This window comes from Nocardioides anomalus (genome assembly GCF_011046535.1).
Taxonomy (GTDB): Bacteria; Actinomycetota; Actinomycetes; order Propionibacteriales; family Nocardioidaceae; genus Nocardioides; species Nocardioides anomalus.
The window spans coordinates 1,939,508-1,956,253 of record NZ_CP049257.1 but is presented as its reverse complement, the minus strand read 5'-3'; the positions used below and the strand labels follow the sequence as shown (position 1 = coordinate 1,956,253).

17 protein-coding genes and 1 pseudogene are annotated in these 16,746 nt (G+C 72.7%); 7 read left to right on the top strand and 11 right to left on the bottom strand.

The annotated features are described in order from the left end of the window. The first annotated feature begins 45 nt into the window (after positions 1 to 45). Complete coding sequence (locus tag G5V58_RS09905) at positions 46 to 636, top strand: hypothetical protein (protein ID WP_165231734.1); 591 nt, start codon at positions 46 to 48, stop codon at positions 634 to 636. 7 nt (positions 637 to 643) lie between these two features. On the opposite strand, the gene G5V58_RS09900 is transcribed toward G5V58_RS09905, so the two are convergent. Both G5V58_RS09900 and G5V58_RS09895 read right to left on the bottom strand, forming a co-directional pair. Beyond that, entirely contained in the window at positions 644 to 1,525 is an 882-nt protein-coding gene (locus tag G5V58_RS09900; RefSeq protein WP_165231731.1) for an SDR family oxidoreductase, read from the bottom strand. A gap of 20 nt (positions 1,526 to 1,545) precedes the next feature. Further along, complete coding sequence (locus G5V58_RS09895) at positions 1,546 to 2,295, bottom strand: SDR family oxidoreductase (protein WP_165231728.1); 750 nt, start codon at positions 2,293 to 2,295, stop codon at positions 1,546 to 1,548. 48 nt (positions 2,296 to 2,343) lie between these two features. Here G5V58_RS09895 and G5V58_RS09890 point away from each other — a divergent pair, with 48 nt between their 5' ends. The 4 genes from G5V58_RS09890 to G5V58_RS09875 are packed head-to-tail and all read left to right on the top strand — an operon-like array spanning position 2,344 to position 5,807. Continuing rightward, positions 2,344 to 3,090 carry an enoyl-CoA hydratase family protein gene (locus G5V58_RS09890; RefSeq protein WP_165231726.1) on the top strand — a complete coding sequence of 249 codons (747 nt, stop codon included), beginning with the start codon at positions 2,344 to 2,346 and terminating at the stop codon, positions 3,088 to 3,090. Further along, positions 3,087 to 3,968, top strand: coding sequence for a CoA transferase subunit A (locus tag G5V58_RS09885; RefSeq protein WP_230487241.1), 882 nt, complete (start codon positions 3,087 to 3,089; stop codon positions 3,966 to 3,968). Before G5V58_RS09890 ends, G5V58_RS09885 begins: the two co-directional genes overlap by 4 nt. Beyond that, entirely contained in the window at positions 3,965 to 4,732 is a 768-nt protein-coding gene (locus G5V58_RS09880; protein WP_165231723.1) for a CoA-transferase subunit beta, read from the top strand. The genes G5V58_RS09885 and G5V58_RS09880 overlap by 4 nt, the downstream gene beginning before the upstream one ends. A gap of 7 nt (positions 4,733 to 4,739) precedes the next feature. Then, positions 4,740 to 5,807 carry an NAD(P)H-dependent flavin oxidoreductase gene (locus tag G5V58_RS09875; protein WP_196240576.1) on the top strand — a complete coding sequence of 356 codons (1,068 nt, stop codon included), beginning with the start codon at positions 4,740 to 4,742 and terminating at the stop codon, positions 5,805 to 5,807. 57 nt (positions 5,808 to 5,864) lie between these two features. Here the strand turns inward: G5V58_RS09875 and G5V58_RS25950 are convergent, their stop codons facing one another. The 4 genes and pseudogenes from G5V58_RS25950 to G5V58_RS09860 all read right to left on the bottom strand — a co-directional run bounded on the left by G5V58_RS25950 (position 5,865) and on the right by G5V58_RS09860 (position 9,022). Next, complete coding sequence (locus tag G5V58_RS25950; protein ID WP_230487240.1) at positions 5,865 to 6,158, bottom strand: hypothetical protein; 294 nt, start codon at positions 6,156 to 6,158, stop codon at positions 5,865 to 5,867. A gap of 346 nt (positions 6,159 to 6,504) precedes the next feature. Beyond that, positions 6,505 to 6,678 (bottom strand): annotated as a pseudogene (locus G5V58_RS26715) (GNAT family N-acetyltransferase); the annotation flags it as partial. Between the two features lie 184 nt (positions 6,679 to 6,862). Beyond that, positions 6,863 to 7,306 carry a MarR family winged helix-turn-helix transcriptional regulator gene (locus G5V58_RS09865; protein WP_165231717.1) on the bottom strand — a complete coding sequence of 148 codons (444 nt, stop codon included), beginning with the start codon at positions 7,304 to 7,306 and terminating at the stop codon, positions 6,863 to 6,865. Positions 7,307 to 7,309: 3 nt separating this feature from the next. Further along, the gene (locus G5V58_RS09860; RefSeq protein WP_230487239.1) at positions 7,310 to 9,022 is read right to left on the bottom strand and encodes an MFS transporter; all 1,713 of its coding nucleotides are present in this window, start codon (positions 9,020 to 9,022) and stop codon (positions 7,310 to 7,312) included. 60 nt (positions 9,023 to 9,082) lie between these two features. Here G5V58_RS09860 and G5V58_RS09855 point away from each other — a divergent pair, with 60 nt between their 5' ends. Then, entirely contained in the window at positions 9,083 to 9,859 is a 777-nt protein-coding gene (locus tag G5V58_RS09855; protein ID WP_230487238.1) for an aldo/keto reductase, read from the top strand. 82 nt (positions 9,860 to 9,941) lie between these two features. On the opposite strand, the gene G5V58_RS09850 is transcribed toward G5V58_RS09855, so the two are convergent. Next, positions 9,942 to 12,251 (bottom strand): M4 family metallopeptidase, encoded by a 2,310-nt coding sequence (locus tag G5V58_RS09850; protein ID WP_230487237.1) that lies wholly within the window; start codon positions 12,249 to 12,251, stop codon positions 9,942 to 9,944. A 218-nt stretch (positions 12,252 to 12,469) separates the two neighbouring features. Between G5V58_RS09850 and G5V58_RS09845 the strand changes: the two genes are divergently transcribed. Next, positions 12,470 to 12,940, top strand: coding sequence for a GNAT family N-acetyltransferase (locus tag G5V58_RS09845; RefSeq protein WP_165231714.1), 471 nt, complete (start codon positions 12,470 to 12,472; stop codon positions 12,938 to 12,940). 12 nt (positions 12,941 to 12,952) lie between these two features. On the opposite strand, the gene G5V58_RS09840 is transcribed toward G5V58_RS09845, so the two are convergent. The 4 genes from G5V58_RS09840 to G5V58_RS09825 are packed head-to-tail and all read right to left on the bottom strand — an operon-like array spanning position 12,953 to position 16,737. Further along, positions 12,953 to 14,116 carry an acetyl-CoA C-acetyltransferase gene (locus tag G5V58_RS09840; RefSeq protein WP_165231711.1) on the bottom strand — a complete coding sequence of 388 codons (1,164 nt, stop codon included), beginning with the start codon at positions 14,114 to 14,116 and terminating at the stop codon, positions 12,953 to 12,955. A gap of 56 nt (positions 14,117 to 14,172) precedes the next feature. Continuing rightward, the gene (locus tag G5V58_RS09835) at positions 14,173 to 14,763 is read right to left on the bottom strand and encodes a TetR/AcrR family transcriptional regulator (protein ID WP_165231708.1); all 591 of its coding nucleotides are present in this window, start codon (positions 14,761 to 14,763) and stop codon (positions 14,173 to 14,175) included. Positions 14,764 to 14,767: 4 nt separating this feature from the next. After that, positions 14,768 to 15,550, bottom strand: a complete 783-nt coding sequence (locus G5V58_RS09830) for an SDR family oxidoreductase (protein ID WP_165231705.1) — start codon at positions 15,548 to 15,550, stop codon at positions 14,768 to 14,770. Continuing rightward, positions 15,547 to 16,737: an acyl-CoA dehydrogenase family protein gene (locus G5V58_RS09825; protein WP_165231702.1), complete on the bottom strand. Its 1,191-nt coding sequence runs from the start codon at positions 16,735 to 16,737 to the stop codon at positions 15,547 to 15,549. The genes G5V58_RS09830 and G5V58_RS09825 overlap by 4 nt, the downstream gene beginning before the upstream one ends. Between the last annotated feature and the right edge of the window lie 9 nt (positions 16,738 to 16,746).

The window sequence follows — 16,746 nt, the reverse complement described above, 5'->3', positions numbered from 1 at the left end:
CTTCTGAGCATGGGCCGGCGCTGAGCCGCACCCCAAGATGAGGGGGTGCGCGCGAAGACTGTCCCTCTCCTTTTCCTCGGCCTCGTGGTCGGCCTGCTCCTCGGTCTGACAGGCACCGGCGCGACCGCCGCCTCGCTGACCAAGAGGAGCGTCAAGAAGATCGCCGCCAAGGTGGTCGACGCCAAGGCCGCCGACCTGACCGTCGCCCGCGCCACGACGGCTGACACGGCCAGGAACGCCGTCACGGTCGGGGGCGAGTCCGCCGCCCGGCTCGGGGTGCGACCGTTCGTCTGGACCAAGTCCGGCGGTGCCGTGGGCAACGGGCAGACGCTCCCGCTCGGGTCGGTGCCCTCCGGGTCCTACCTCGTGTCGATGCAGGTGCTCGACACCGGCTCGACCACCTGGCTGTCCTGCACCGTGACCAACACCGCGACCTTCGCGACGCTCGCCCTCGCCGCCAGCCCCGCGGCCCCGGGAAGGTTCGCCAGCGTCAGCGGCACGGCCCTCGCCACCGTCCCCGCCGGCAACACCCTGGGGCTCACCTGCAGCGGCAACGCCACCCTGCAAGCCGGGTCGAGCGTGCCGTGGCAGGTGACGCTGACCCCGGTCGCGAGCAGCACGCCGCTCGTCCCGTAGGCCGGCCTCAGCTCCCGTAGACCGGCTCCGGCTCGGGCGCCTGGGCCAGGAGCGCGCGCACCGCGGGGCCGACGTCGGCGGCCCGCCAGCGGGCGCCGGCGTCACGGGCCGGGCCGTGGGCCCAGCCGGTCTCGACGGTGAGGACGCTGCCGTCGATCTCGAGCACCCGGCCGGTGACGTCGCCGGAGTCCGTGGAGGCCAGCCAGGCCACGACGGGTGAGTTGTCCTCGGGCAGGGCCATGGCCGAGGTGTCGAAGGCGCCCTCGGTCATCCGCGTCTTCGCGACCGGGGCCACGGCGTTCACGGTCACGCCGTAGCGGCCCAGCTCCTGGGCGGCCACCAGGGTCAGCCCGGCGATGCCCGCCTTGGCCGCGGAGTACGTCGCCTGGCCGACCGAGCCCTGGAGACCGGCTCCGGAGGTGGTGTTGACCACGCGGGCCGCGCGCTGGCGGCCCTCCTTGGCCTCGGTGCGCCAGTAGGCGCCGGCGTGGCGCAGCGGGGCGAAGTGGCCCTTGAGGTGCACCCGGATCACGGCGTCCCACTCCTCCTCGGAGGTGTTGACGAGCATCCGGTCCCGGACGAACCCGGCGTTGTTGACCAGCACGTCGAGGCCGCCGAAGGTCTCCACCGCCTGGCGGACCATGGCCTCGGCCTGCGCGAAGTCGGCCACGTCGGCACCGTTGGCCACCGCCCGGCCGCCGGCCGCCTCGATCTCGGCCACCACCTCGTCGGCGGGCGAGTCGCCCGCCGCCTCGCCCGCGTTGGTCACGCCGTGGTCGTTGACCACCACCGCGGCGCCGTGGCGGGCCAGCTCGAGCGCGTGGGCGCGCCCGATGCCCCGGCCCGCGCCGGTCACGATGGCCACGCGGCCCTCCAGCAGTGCCGCCACAGCAGCCCCTCTCGTCCGGTTCAGTCGATGTGCAGGAAGACCGGCGGCTCGCCGCCGCCGTCGCAGGTGATCCGCGCGCCCGAGACGTACGACGCCAGGTCGCTGGCCAGGAACGCCGCGACCGCGCCGACCTCCTCCGGCCGGGCCATCCGGCCCAGCGGGATGGTGCGCTCGATCGCGGCCACGCGCGCGTCGCCGCCGTAGTGGTCGTCGCTGTCCTCGGTCCGGCACAGCCCGACGTCGATCGCGTTCACGCGCACCTCCGGCCCCCACTCCACGGCCAGGGACCGGGTGAGCGCGTCGAGCCCGGCCTTCGCCGCGCCGTACGCCGCGGTGGTGGGCGCGGGCCGGTGGGCGGCGATCGAGGAGATGTTCACGACCACCCCGCCGCCGGCCTGGCCCTGCATGACGGCGTGGGCGGCCTGGGCGACCAGCAGCGGGCTGAGCAGGTTGAGGCCGACGACCCTGTCGTGGAAGCGCGGGGACGCCGTGGCCGCGTCGGCCGCCGGGGCGCCGCCGGCGTTGTTGACGAGGACGTCGAGGCGCCCGTGGTCGCGCACCACCGCCGCGACCAGCGCGGCGACCGCGTCGGGGTCGCGGACGTCGCAGACGTGGTGGTCGGCGCTCACGTCGGCATCGACCTCGGAGCGGGAGCAGGTCACCACGTGCGCGCCGGCCTCCCGCAGCGCGGCGCTGACGCCGCGCCCGATGCCCCGCGTCCCGCCGGTGACCAGGGCCACCCGGCCGGTCAGGTCGACGGACAGCGGCATGCTGCTACCCTACCAAGCAAATGCTTGGTTTGTCGGCGAGGAGGTCCGGTGCCGGTCCGCAGTGAGCGCCGCGCCGACGGCATCCGCGTGGTGACCGTCGACGCTCCCCCGGTCAACGCGCTGACCGTCCAGGGCTGGTTCGACCTGGCCGCGGCACTCGACGAGGCGAGCGCCGACGCGCAGACGCGGGTCGTGGTGCTGCGGGCCGAGGGCCGCGGCTTCAACGCCGGCGTGGACATCAAGGAGATGCAGTCCACCGACGGCTTCGCCGCGCTGGTCGGGGCCAACCGCGGGTGCTTCGCGGCGTTCAAGGCGGTCTACGAGTGCGCGGTGCCGGTCATCGGCGCGGTGCACGGCTTCTGCCTGGGCGGCGGGGTCGGGCTGGTCGGCAACTGCGACGTGGTGGTGGCCAGCGAGGACGCCTCCTTCGGCGTCCCCGAGGTCAAGCAGGGCGCACTCGGCGCCGCGACCCACATGGCGCGGCTGGTGCCCCAGCACCTGATGCGCACGCTCTACTTCACCGCCCGCACCATCACCGCCGCCGAGCTGGTCCAGCACGGGTCGGTGTACGCCGTCGTGCCGCGCGAGCAGCTGGACGAGACCGCGCTGGAGCTGGCTGCCGACATCGCCGACAAGGACCCGCGGGTGATCCGCGCGGCCAAGGCCGCGCTCAACGGCATCGACCCGGTCGACGTGAACAAGAGCTACCGCTTCGAGCAGGGGTTCACCTTCGAGCTGAACCTGCTCGGGGTGAGCGACGAGCTGCGCGACGGCTTCGTGGGGAGGGACCGGTGACCAGGGGACCGCGCGACAAGACGATGAGCATCGAGCAGGTCGTCGACACCCTGGAGGACGGCCTCACCGTCGGCATCGGCGGCTGGGGCCCGCGGCGCAAGCCGATGGCCCTGGTCCGCGCGATCCTGCGCTCGGACCTGAAGGACCTCACGCTGGTCAGCTGGGGCGGCGCCGACGTCGGGCTGCTCACCCGCGCCGGCAAGGTCCGCAAGCTGGTCTACGCCTTCGTCTCCCTCGACTCGGTCCCCCTGGAGCCGAACTTCCAGCGCGCGCGCCAGGAGGGCACCATCCCCGAGGTCGTGGAGCTCGACGAGGGCATGTTCATGACCGGGCTGCAGGCCGCGGCCCAGCGCCTGCCGTTCCTGCCGATGCGGGCCGGGCTCGGCTCCGACGTGCTGACGCACAACCCCGCGATCAGGACCGTGACCAGCCCGTACGACGACGCGACCGAGCTGGTCGCCGTCCCGGCCCTGCGCCTCGACGTGGCCCTGGTCCACCTCAACCGAGCCGACCGGCACGGCAACGCGACGTACCTCGGCCCGGACCCCTACTTCGACGACCTGTTCTGCATGGCCGCCGAGCGCGCGTACGTCTCCTGCGAGCAGGTGGTCGACACCGCCGGACTCACCGTCGACACCCCGGTGCAGCGGGTGCTGCTCAACCGGATGATGGTCGACGGTGTGGTCGAGACGCCCCACGGGGCGCACTTCACCACGTGCACGCCGGACTACGAGCGCGACGAGCGGTTCCAACGGGCGTACGCCGCGGCGGCCGCCGGCAGCGACGAGGAGTGGGGGGCCTTCGAGGACCGCTTCCTGCGCGGCGACGAGACGGCCTACCAGGACGCGGTGCGCGCGTTCGCTCAGGAGCAGGCGTGACCCCGACCCGCGCGGACGTCTGCGCCGCCGCCATCGCCGATGCCTTCGCCGACGACGGCGAGCTGTTCGCCAGCCCGATGGGACTGCTGCCCACGCTCGGCGTGCGGCTGTGCCGGCTGACCCAGAACCCGGACCTGGTCCTCTCCGACGGCGAGGCGCTCTTCCTGGCCTCGCCCCCGCCGCTGTTCGCCCCGCTGTCGGCCGAGCGCGACGTGGTGGAGGGGTGGATCCCGTTCCGCAAGGTCTTCGACGTCATCGCCTACGGCAAGCGCCACGTGATGATGGGTGCCACCCAGGTCGACCGGCACGGCAACCAGAACATCTCCGCCATCGGCGACTTCGACCGCCCGAAGCGTCAGCTCCTCGGCTCGCGGGGAGCGCCCGGCAACACCGTCAACAACCGCACGTCCTACTGGGTGCCCAAGCACTCACCGCGCGTGTTCGTCGAGCAGGTCGACGTGGTCTCAGGGGTCGGCCCCGCGCGGGCGCGGGCGGCGGGCCCGGGCGCCGCGACGTACAACGACATCCACCGCATCGTCTCCAATCTCTGCGTCTTCGATGTGCAGGGCGAGGACCACACGCTAAGGCTGCGCTCGGTCCATCCCGGGGTGTCTGTGGAGGAGGTGCGGGAGGCGTCCGGCTGTGGATTCCAGGTGGACGGTGACGTCCCCGAGACCCGGCTGCCGACCGAGGAGGAGCTGGTCGTCATCACCGAGGTGCTGGACCCGAAGGGGCTGCGCTTCAAGGAGGTCCCGGACCAGTGACGGCACCGTGATCGCACAGCTGCTGCGCACGCCGTTCACCGACCTGGTCGGGGTGCGGCACCCGGTCGTGCAGACCGGGATGGGCTGGGTCTCCGGGCCGCGGCTGACCGTCGGCACGGCGAACGCCGGCGGGCTCGGCATCCTGGCCAGCGCCACCATGACCCTCGAGGAGCTCGAGCGGGCGATCCTCGAGGTCAAGCGCCGAACCGACCAGCCGTTCGGGGTCAACCTGCGCGCCGACGCCGGCGACGCCCCTGAACGGGTCGACCTGCTGATCAGGCACGGGGTGGAGGTCGCGTCGTTCGCGCTGGCGCCCCGGCAGGACCAGATCCGCAAGCTCAAGGACCACGGCATCGTGGTGATGCCGTCCATCGGGGCGGCCAAGCACGCCGTCAAGGTCGCGTCCTGGGGCGCCGACGCGGTCATGGTCCAGGGCGGCGAGGGCGGCGGCCACACGGGTGCCGTCCCGACCACGCTGCTGCTGCCCACCGTCCTGGACGCGGTGGACATCCCCGTGGTCGCGGCCGGCGGCTTCTTCGACGGTCGCGGCCTGGCCGCCGCGCTGTCGTACGGCGCCGCGGCGGTCGGCATGGGCACCCGCTTCCTGCTCACCCAGGACTCGGCGGTGCCCGACGCGGTCAAGCAGCTCTACCTGCAGACCGACCTCACCGGCACCGTGGTGACCAGCAAGGTCGACGGCATGCCGCACCGGATGCTGCGCACGGCGTTCGTGGACGAGGTCGAGGAGACCTCGTCGCTCAGGCGGCTCGGCCCGACCGTGCGGCGGACCCTGGAGTTCAAGCGCGACAGCGGCATGTCCTGGCGCCAGCTGGCCCGGGACGGCCGCGCCATGCGCACGGCCCAGGGCCGCACGCTGGCCCAGATGACCCTGGCCGCCAACACCCCCACGCTGCTCAAGGCCGGCCTCGTCGAGGGCGACACCACCGCCGGCATCCTGGCCTCGGGTCAGGTGGCCGGGGTCATCGACGACCTCCCGACGTGCGAGGAGCTCCTCGACCGCGTCGTCACCGGCGCGGTCGAGGAGCTGCGGCGCACCTCGTCGTACGTCCTCTAGCCGGCGTGGCCGTGGTCGCCCTCGGCCAGCGGTACCGGCGGTCCCGACGGACAGTGCCTAGAGGGAGCGCTGGAACTCCAGCTCGCGGCCGGCGATCCGGTAGCCGAGCTGCTCGTTGACGCCGATCATGTGGTCGTTGGACTCGGCGTTGAAGGTGCTGACGACCTCCAGCGCGGGCTCGGCGTCGCGCAGCCAGAGGTTCATCTCGGTCTTGAGCAGCAGCCCGAGGCGGTGGCCCCGGTGGTCCTGGGCGACGGCGGTGTCGTGCTGCCAGCCGCGGGCGGGCGTCTCCTCGTCGACGGCGACCACGCTGTGCCCGCCCAGCCGGCCGCTGTCGCGGTGCCGGGCCACGACGCGGTGGAGCCGGAAGCCGGCGGCGAGCTGGGCGTCCTCGTAGCCGCGGACCCGCTCGGGCGGGTAGACCTCGTCCTCGAGCTCCAGGTCGTCGGTGGGCGCGTCGTTGATCGCCTCGGTCAGCTCCCCCCAGCGCCACGAGCTGGTCGTCGGGGGTGCGGCCCTCCCACCGCTCCAGGTCGTACGCCGACGCGGCGGCCCGGGCCTCGTCGTGCAGGCGGGCCAGCTCGTCCCAGTCGAGCTCGTCGATCCGCTGCTGGCGCTGCACGGAGACGCTCTTCTGCTCGAAGCCGTGCCGCGCGGCGAAGCCGCGGGTCGTGTCGTCGTCCCAGCCGTCGATGCCGACCAGGGTGCGCCCGGCGGCCCTGGTCTCGACGAACAGGCGCGCCAGCAGCGCCGAGCCGTGGCCGCGACGCCGGTGGTCGGGGTGCACGGTCACGCCGAGCCAGGCCAGCTGCAGGTTGTCGTACTCGCTGACGGCGAGCGTGGCCACGCCGACCGGCGTCTCGTCGACCACGCCCAGGAACGGGACCTCGACCTCGCCGTCCCAGCCGTGCCGCAGCCGGGCCTCGGCGCGGCGCCGTGTCAAGGGCGGCTGCCACGGGGAGTCCACGGCCCGAGCGGCGCTCACGATCTCGGCGTACGCCGCGACCGGGTCGGTGTCGTCCGGGCCGAAGCGCGTGATCTCCACGCCTCGATGGTCACCGGCCGTCGAGCACCGCGCCACCCAATATCTCCAGCGCGGGCAGGGCGGCCTCGACCCGCTCCCGGTCGGCCGGGGGCAGCTCGGCCAGCCGGCGGCGCAGCGCCGCCAGCTTGGCCTCGCGTCCGGAGCCGACCAGTCGGCGTCCCTCGGGCGTGGCCGCGACCACCTGGGCCCGGCCGTCGAGCGGGTCCGCGCGGCGCACGACGAGGCCCTCGGCCTCGAGGGCGTTGACGATGCGGGTCATGGACGGCGCGGTGACCCCGATCGTCTCGGCCAGCGTGCCGATGCGCTGCGGGCCCTGCCCGTCGCCCTGACCGTCGAGCGCCACCAGCACGCTGAGGCCACCGGGGCCGACCGCGGAGCCCGGGACCTCCTGGCGCAGCGAGCGGACCAGCCGGGCGACGGCGACGTACAGCGCGAGGGCGGGGTCGTCGGCCACCGCTCAGTCCTCCTGGTGCACGTACTTGGCGCCGCCGAGGGCGGAGGCCGCCGCCGCGATGAGGCTCATGACCGCGGCGGCGAGGAAGACCACGACCAGCCCGTCGTGGAACGGCCCGGAGATGAGCTGGGGGAAGAACGTCTTCCCCGTCAGCGTGGTCGCGTGGTCGGCGGACAGCGAGTCCAGCGTGCCGGTCGGCTCGAGCAGGGTCTGGATGGGGTTGTAGCCCAGGAAGGAGGCGAACAGCGAGCCCACCGGCGGCAGGTCGGCGACCTGACCCGCCACGTCGCTCGGCACGCCCTGCGCGGTCAGCCCCGAGCGCAGGGAGCCGGGCAGGCTGCTGGCCAGGCCGGCCACCATGAGCGAGAAGAACAGGCCGATGGACAGCGCGCTGCCGGAGTTCATGAAGGTCCCGCGCATGCCGGACGCGGCACCGCGCTGGTCGGCGGGGACGCTGTTCATGATCATCGTGGCGTTGGGCGCGGCGAACAGCCCGGAGGCGAGCCCGTTGACCAGGAGCAGCAGCGCGAACACCCAGTAGTCGAAGTCCACCGGGATGAGCAGGAAGCCGATGAACGTGCCGGCCACCAGCACCAACCCGACGGTGGCGAACAGCCGCGCGCCGTACCGGTCGGACAGCCGGCCCGCGACCGGCCCGGCCACCAGGAAGCCGACGGTGAGCGGCAGCAGGTAGATGCCGGCCCACAGGGGCGTGGACTCGTAGTCGTAGCCGTGCAGCGGCAGCCAGATGCCCTGCAGCCAGATGATCAGCATGAACTGCAGGCCGCCGCGGGAGGTGGCCGCGAGCAGGCTGGCCAGGTTGCCGGCCGCGAACGGCCGGATCGCGAACAGGTGCATGGAGAACATCGGGTCCTCGACCCGCTGCTCGACGAGCACGAACGCGATCAGCAGCCCGATCCCGCCCACCAGGCCGGCCACGACCCACGGGTTGGTCCAGCCGGTGGCGTGGTCGCCGTAGGGCTGGATGCCGTAGGTGATCGCGACCAGCAGCGCGGTCAGCCCCACCGCGAAGGTCAGGTTGCCCCACCAGTCCATCGACGACGTGCGCCGGGAGCCCAGCTCGTGCAGCGAGCGGTAGCCCCACACCGTCCCGGCGATCGCGATCGGCACGCTGATCCAGAACACGGCGCGCCAGTCCCACTCCGCGACCAGCCCGCCGATGACCAGGCCGAGGAAGGACCCCGCCACCGCGGCGACGTTGTTGATCCCCAGCGCCATGCCGCGCTGGTGGGCCGGGAACGCGTCGGTGAGGATCGCCGCGGAGTTGGCGAAGATCATCGCGCCGCCGACGCCCTGCACGACGCGCAGCACGATCAGCCACATCGCGCCCGCGCCCTGGTCGAACGGGTCGACCGAGAGCAGCACCGAGCTGAGGGCGAAGACCAGGAAGCCGAGGTTGTACATCCGCACCCGGCCGTAGATGTCGCCCAGGCGACCGAGCAGGACGACCAGGACGGCCGAGACGACCAGGAAGCCCATGATCATCCACAGCAGGTAGCTGACGTTGCCGGGCTCGAGCGGGTCGAGGTGGATGCCGCGGAAGATCGCCGGCAGCGAGATGAGCACGATCGAGCTGTTGATGGTGGCCAGCAGCATCCCGAGCGTCGTGTTGGACAGCGCGACCCACCGGTAGTGCGGGTGGTCGGCGTCGACCCGGTGCGCCCGCGCCGGTCGGGAGGACTCGGTCGCGGTCACTCCCCGACGATACTTGACCTTGGCTAAGCAAATGCGGGGGGCCGTGCCTAGGCTCGGGGAATGGACCTGCACCTCCCCACCGAGACCCTGTCCCTCCCCCACGGCGCCGAGATGCCGCTGCTCGGCTTCGGCACCTGGCAGATCAAGGGCAAGGACGCCGTCCGCTCGACCGCGGCCGCGCTCGAGGCCGGCTACCGGCACCTGGACACCGCCACCGTCTACGGCAACGAGAGTGAGGTCGGCCGCGCGCTGGCCGAGAGCGGCGTGGCCCGCGACGACGTCTTCCTCACCACCAAGTGCCCGCCCAACCGCATCGGACGGGAGCTCGACACCCTGCGCGAGAGCCTGGACGCGCTCCAGACCGACCACGTCGACCTGTGGCTCATCCACTGGCCCGGCGACGACAACGTGGCGGTGTGGCGGGCCTTCGCCGAGGCCCAGGAGGCCGGGCTGGCCCGCGAGATCGGCGTCAGCAACTTCGACGCCGACCTGCTCGACGAGGTCACCGCGGCGGTCGGGGCCAAGCCGGCGGTCAACCAGATCGAGTGGAGCCCGCTGAAGTACGACGCCCGCGTGGCCGAGGCCCACCGCTCACGTGAGGTCGTGCTCGAGGGCTACAGCGCGCTGCGGGGCGGCACGCTGACCGACCCCGACATCGCCGCGATCGCCGAGCGGCTCGGCCGCACCCCCGCCCAGGTGATCATCCGCTGGCACCTGCAGCACCAGTTCGTGGCCATCCCCAAGTCGGTCAACGAGGACCGGATCCGCTCCAACGCCGACGTCGGCGACTTCGAGCTGAGCGACGAGGACATGGCCACGCTGGACTCGCTCTCCTAGTCGCGCAGACGCACAGAGGCCGCCACCCCCGAGGAGTGGCGGCCTCTGCTGTTCGTCAGGCCAGCGTCAGGTCAGCGTCAGGTCAGCCGACCGTCAGCGCCGTGTCGTCGATCACGAACGACGTCTGCAGCGAGCTGTCCTCGGTGCCGGTGAAGCTGATCGTCACCGTCTGCCCCGCGAGCGAGGAGACGTTGATCGACTTCTGGGTGTAGCCCGAGCCCTTGTTGAGGTTCGAGTACGTCGCCAGCGTGGTGCTGCCCGCCTTGACGGTCAGCTTGTCGTAGGCCGTCGAGGTGGTGGTCTCGGCGGTGTCGACGTGCAGCCAGAACGACAGCGTCGCGGTGCAGCCGGCCGGGATGGTGACCGACTGGCTCAGCGTGTCGGTGTGGGTGCTGCCGTAGCCGTCCAGCCACGCCTTCCACGAGCCGGCGTGGGCCGCCTGCTGCGCGGAGTTGTCCACCACGCCCGAGGACGCGGACCACGGTGTGGCCGACCCGGTCTCGAAGCCGGGGTTGCCGAGCTTCTGGCCGGGCGAGGTGCAGCCGCCACCGCCACCACCGGAGACGGTGAAGGTGAACGTGGCCGAGCCCGAGCCCCCGCCGGCCGCGGTCGCGGTGACGGTGGCGTTGTAGGTGCCGGCCGTGGTCGGCGTACCGGAGACGGTGCCGCCGGAGGAGACCGAGACGCCCGGCGGGAGGCCGGTGCCGGTCCAGGTGTACGGCGCGGTGCCGCCGCTGGCCGCCAGCGTGAAGCTGCTGATCGCCGTGCCGACCGTGCCGCTCTTGCTGCCCGGGTTGGTGACGCTCACACCGCCGGTGGCCGAGCAGGTCGGGTCGGCCGACTGCGCCGGCACCGAGACCGCGTCCCACGCCGCCTTGACCGCGTTGAACTCGGTGCAGCTGCCCGGGAAGAGGTTCTTCGCCGCGGTCAGCGTCCAGGTGCGGTACTTCAGGTAGGACGACGAGCTGGTCTTGAGCAGCATCGCGTTGTACATGACCTGCTGCGCCTTCTGGATGCCGATGCCGCTCACCGAGGAGCCGTTGCAGGTCGGGCTGGTCGGCTGGCCGTCACTCGGGTTCGAGCCCTCGGCGAGCAGGTAGTACCAGTGGTTGCCCGGGCCCGCCGCCGAGTGCACCTCGGAGCCGGGCGTCGAGGAGCTGTAGCAGTTGGCGTCACCGACGGCCGAGGGGTTGTACATCACCCGGATCGGGCCCTGGCCGACCAGGTTGACCTCCTCGCCCACGGTGAAGTCGGGCACGTCGGCCGGGTTGTTGGCGTACCACTCGGTCGCCGCCCCGAACGTGTCCGCGACGAACTCCTGGGTGCCGCCGCCGGAGATGCCACCGGGGGTCTTGTCGTCCACGCCGTGGCCGAACTCGTGCGCCACCACGTCGATGGAGCCGATCCACTTGCCACCGCTCTGGGTGTGGCCGACCTGCACCTGGGTGCCGTCGTAGTAGGCGTTGACGTCGTTGAGGCCGACGCGGATCGGCACCCAGCCGCCCGAGCCGTTCATGCCGTTGCGGCCGAGCCACGACGACAGCATCTGGCGCTCCTTCTCCGCGGAGTAGAACGCGTCCACGCAGCCGGTCTCGCGGTTGGTCGCGTCGCCGTTGCCCCACACGTCGTCGGTGCCGGTGAACGTGGCGTTGCCGCTGGCGTTCTGGCACTTGAGCGTCGTCGCGTTGCTGTTGGTCATGGAGTACGACGAGCCCGAGCCGCTGGTCGGGATGGTGACGTTGCCCTCCCACGCACCGGTGCCGGTGCCGGCGAGCACGTGCTCCTTGGTCGTCAGCACGCGGCCGGTCCGCGCGTCGACGTACACCGTCAGCCGGGACGGCTGGCCCTTCTTCGTGCCGGTCACCCAGGTCTCCCAGGCCAGCTTCGAGGTGCCGCGCTGGAGGACGACGAGCCGGGTCCGGCCGAGCTTCCCGTCGCGCACGCGCTGCAGGCTCTTGGCCCGCGCCGCCTGCTTGGCCACCGTGGCCTTCGTGCTCCGCAGCCTGGTCGGGCGGGTCTGCGCCACGCTCGTGGCCACCACGCGGCCGCGGTCGTCGGTGGAGACCACGAAGTCGCCGCCGACCACGGGCAGGCCGCGGTAGGTGCGCTGGTAGGGGACGTACTGCAGACCCAGCGAGGTCAGCACCTTGCCGGCCTTGAACCGGTCGTGCCGGGAGGCGTGGAGGACCTCCGGCTTCGCGGAGACCAGCCGGGCGGCGCTGGTGGCGGCCGCCACCTTGCCGCTCGGCGTCGCTGCCGCCTTCGTCGTCACCTTGGTCGCCGTGGCGTGCGGTGCGGCCGTGGCCCCGACCGCGCCGGCGCCGGTGGGCACCAGGGCGGTCATCGCCGCGGCGAGGGCGAACGACGCGCCCCCGTAGATGAGCCTTCTCACCCGAGAATCTCCTTTGGACGGGCTCGGTCGAGCCGTGAGTGGGGAGTGCCTGGATCAGGCGTGGCTCTGCTCGGGTGACGGACCGCCCGAGAAGGTCCAAGCGCTGACCTTCCTCCTGGCCGCTCGCCGCGGTCAACGGCCGACTTCTGCAGAAATGTGCAGTGCGAAGTTCTGCAAAAGTGCTCCTGACCGCCCGGCACACCTGCTGTCCTTTTGCCGTGTCCTCCCCCGCCCACCTCTCGCCGTCGCTGCACGCCCGACGGCTGCGCCACCTGGACCGCCCCGCCGCCCGCGCGACGTTCCGGCTGATGGCCGAGGTCTTCGGCGAGGACCACGCCCGGCTCCCCGACGAGCACCTCGACGCCCTGCTCGCCGACGACGGCTTCTGGGCCTACGCCGCCATCGAGGACTCCCGTGTCCAGGGCGGTCTCACCGCCCACCTGCTCCCCCGCACCCGCGAGGCCGGACACGAGCTGATGGTCTACGACCTCGCCGTCGCCACCGACCGCCAGCGCCAGGGCATCGGCCGGCTGCTCCTCGAGACGGTCCTCAGCGCCGCCCGCCACGTCGGCATCGCCGAGGTCTACGTCCCCGCCGACGCCCGCGACCTCGAGGCCCTGCAGTTCTACCGCGCGCTCGGCGGCGCCGAGGACCGCGTGCGGCACTTCAGCTGGCGCACGGGCGGGTGAGCACCGGAGGGCTCAGAGGCGCTCGATGATCGTCACGTTCGCCTGTCCGCCGCCCTCGCACATCGTCTGCAGTCCGTAACGGCCCCCGGTCCGCTCGAGCTCGTTGAGCAGCGTGGCCATGATGCGGGTGCCGGTGGCGCCGATGGGGTGGCCGAGCGCGATGCCGCCCCCGTTGACGTTGACCTTCTCGTGGGGCGCGCCGGTCTCGGCCATCCAGGCGAGCACGACGGAGGCGAAGGCCTCGTTGCACTCGAAGAGGTCGATGTCGTCGACGGTGAGGCCGGCCCTCTCGAGCGCGCGGTGGGTGGCGCGGATGGGGCCGGTGAGCATCCAGACGGGGTCGTCACCGGTGACGGAGAGGTGCACGACGCGGGCGCGCGGGGTCAGGTCGTACGTCGTCAGCGCGGCCTCGGAGGCGACGAGCAGGGCGGAGGACGCGTCGCAGATCTGCGAGGCCACGGCGGCGGTGATCCGGCCACCGGGAGCCAGGGGCTCCAGGGCGGCCATCTTCTCCAGCGACGTGTCCCGGGGGCACTGGTCGACCGCGAAGCTGGTGCCGTCGGGCAGGTCGACCGGGACCACCTCGCGGTCGAAGCGCCCCTCGGCGATCGCGGCCCGCGCGCGCTCGTGCGAGGCCAGGGCGTAGGCCTCGAGGTCCGAGCGCGAGAGGTCCCACCTCTCGGCGATCATCTCGGCCGAGCGGAACTGCGAGACCTCCTGGTCGCCGTACCGCTCGAGCCAGCCGGGTGACTCGGCGAACGGGGTGGAGAAGCCGTACTGCTGACCGACGACCATCGCGGCGCTGATGGGGATGGCGGACATGTTCTGCACGCCGCCGGCGACGACGAGGTCCTGGGTGCCGGACATGACGCCCTGGGCGGCGAAGTGCACGGCCTGCTGGGACGAGCCGCACTGGCGGTCGATGGTCACGCCCGGAACGTGGTCGGGCAGGCCGGCGACGAGCCAGGCGGTGCGGGCGACGTCGCCGGCCTGGGAGCCGATGGTGTCGCAGCAGCCGAGGATGACGTCGTCGACGGCGCCGGGGTCGACACCGGTGCGCTCGACGAGCGCAGCGATGCTGTGGGCGGCGAGGTCGGCGGAGTGCACGCCGGCTAGCGCGCCGCCGCGCTTGCCGACCGGGGTGCGGACGGCGTCGACGATGAAGGCCTCAGGCATGGAGGCTCCCGTTGGCGATGTCGACGCCGGCGTCGACGATGAGGGGCTGCGTCATCTCAGCCACGTTCGATCCCTTCGAGGAGGATGGAGAGGTACTGCTGCGCGATCTCGGTGTGCGTGCGCCGCCCGCCGGGGCGGTACCAGCTCACCGCGACCCAGACCGTGTCGCGGATGAAGCGGTAGGTCAGCTCGAGGTCCAGGTCGTCGCGGAGCACACCCGCGTCGACGCCGGAGCGCAGCAGCGTCATCCACACCTCGCGCGACTGCCGGTTGCGCTCGCCGAGGTAGGCGAAGCGGTCGAAGGTCAGCAGGTACGCCGCGTCGTTCTGGAAGATCGCCACCTCGTCGTGGTGCCGGTCGATGGCGTCGAAGGAGACGAGCACCGCGCGCTCGAGGCGGGCCCGCGGGTCGTCGTCGCTGGCCAGGATCTCGTCGTACTGGCCGAACAGCTCCTCCTGGAACGTCGACAGGATCTCGTCGACCATCGACTCCTTGGAGTCGAAGTGGTGGTAGAGGCTGCCGCTGAGGATCCCGGCCGCGTCGGCGATGTCGCGCACGGTCGTGTTGCGGAACCCCTTCTCGGCGAACAGGCGCGCGGCGATGCGCAGGAGCTCCTCGCGGCGGGTGGGTGTCGGCTCGGCGGTCACGTGCTCATGCTTGCTGACTCGACACGGCGACGACCTCGCCGGTCATGTACGAGGAGTAGTCGCTGGCCAGGAACACCATCACGTTGGCCACCTCCCACGGCTCGGCCGAGCGCCCGAACGCCTCGCGCGCGGTCAGCTCCTCGAGCAGCTCGTCGGAGGTCACCCGGGCCAGGAACGGGTGCATGACCAGCGACGGCGAGACCGCGTTGACGCGGATGCCGTACGGCGCGAGGTCCTTGGCCGCGCTCCGGGTCAGCGCCATCACCCCGGCCTTGGCCGCGGCGTAGTGCGCCTGCCCCTCCTGCGCCCGCCAGCCGATGACCGAGGCGTTGTTGACGATGACGCCGGGCTTGCCGGCCGCCACGAAGCGCTGCCCGGCCGCGCGCACGCACCGGAACGTCCCGGTCAGCGTGATGTCGAGGACCCGGCCCCACTGCTCGTCGGTCATCTCCAGCACCGAGGCGGTGCCGCCCAAGCCGGCGTTGTTGACCATCACGTCCACGCCGCCGACCTCGTCGGCCGCGTCGAGCAGCGCCTGCACCTGGGCCTCGTCGGTCACGTCGCACACCAGCTGGCGGACCCGGTCGGCGCCGAACTCCTCGGCCAGCGCGGCCTCGGCCTCGGCCAGCCGTCGCTCGTGGGTGTCGCTGAAGACCACGGCCCGCGCGCCCTCCTCGAGCGCGCGGCGCACGACGGCCGCGCCGATCCCGGCGCCGGCCGCGGCGGTCACCACGACGACCCGGTCGGCGAGCAGGTCGTGGCCCGCGACGTAGACGGGGGCGCTCACCGCTGCGCCCCCTTGGGCTCCCGGGGCAGGCCGAGCACCCGCTCGGCCAGGATGGTCCGCTGCACCTCGTCGCTCCCGCCGTAGATGGTGTCCGCGCGCGAGAACAGGAACAGCCGCTGCAGCTCGTCCAGCTCGTACGCCGAGTCCTCGGTCGCGGGCCGGGCCACCAGCCCGTCCAGACCCCGCACGTCCATGGCCACCTCGCCGAGGCGCTTGTGCCAGCCCGCCCACACCAGCTTGAAGACCGAGTCCCCACCCGGGGTCGCACCCGACAGCCCGCGCAGCGCCTGCCAGCGCATCACCTCGAGCTCGACGGCCAGCCCGGCCAGCCGGTCGCGCAGCACCGGGTCCTCGACCGCGCCGGTGGACCCGGCCAGGTCGACCACGGCCTCGAGCTCGCGCGCGAAGCCGATGACCTGGCCCAGCACCGAGACCCCGCGCTCGAAGCCGAGCAGCGCCATCGCCACCCGCCACCCGTCTCCGGGCGCGCCGACCACGTGCGAGGCCGGCGTCCGGGCACCGGTGAGGAAGACCTCGTTGAACTCCGAGCCGCCGGTCAGCTGCTCGATCGGGCGCACGTCCACGCCCTCCTGCTCGATCGGCACCAGCAGGAAGGACAGGCCCCGGTGGCGCTGCGAGCCGGGCTCGCTGCGGGCCAGCACGAACAGCCAGTCGCTGAGGTGGGCGTTGGACGTCCAGACCTTCTGCCCGTCCAGCACCCAGGTGTCGCCCTCGAGCGTCGCCCGCGTCGAGACGTTGGCCAGGTCCGAGCCGGCCCCCGGCTCGGAGTAGCCCTGCGCCCACAGCTCCTCGGCGGCCAGGATCGGCGGCAGGAACCGCTCCTGCTGCTCCGGCGTGCCGAAGGCCATCAGGGTCGGGCCGAGCAGCTCCTCGCCCAGGTGGTTGACCCGCGCGGGCGCTCCGGAGCGGGCGTACTCCTCGTGGAAGACCACCTGCTGCCACAGCGACAGGCCGCGCCCGCCGTGCTCGCGCGGCCAGCCGATCCCGGTCCAGCCGTGCTCGGCCAGGTGCCGGTTCCAGGCCAGCCGGCCCTCGAACGCCTCGTGGTCCTGGCCCGGGCCGCCCAGCCCACGGAGGGCGGCGAACTCACCGGTCAGGTGCTCCTCGAGCCAGCCGCGGACCTCGGCCCGGAAGGCCCGGTCCTCCGCCGACTCGATCAGGTCCACGTGCGCTAC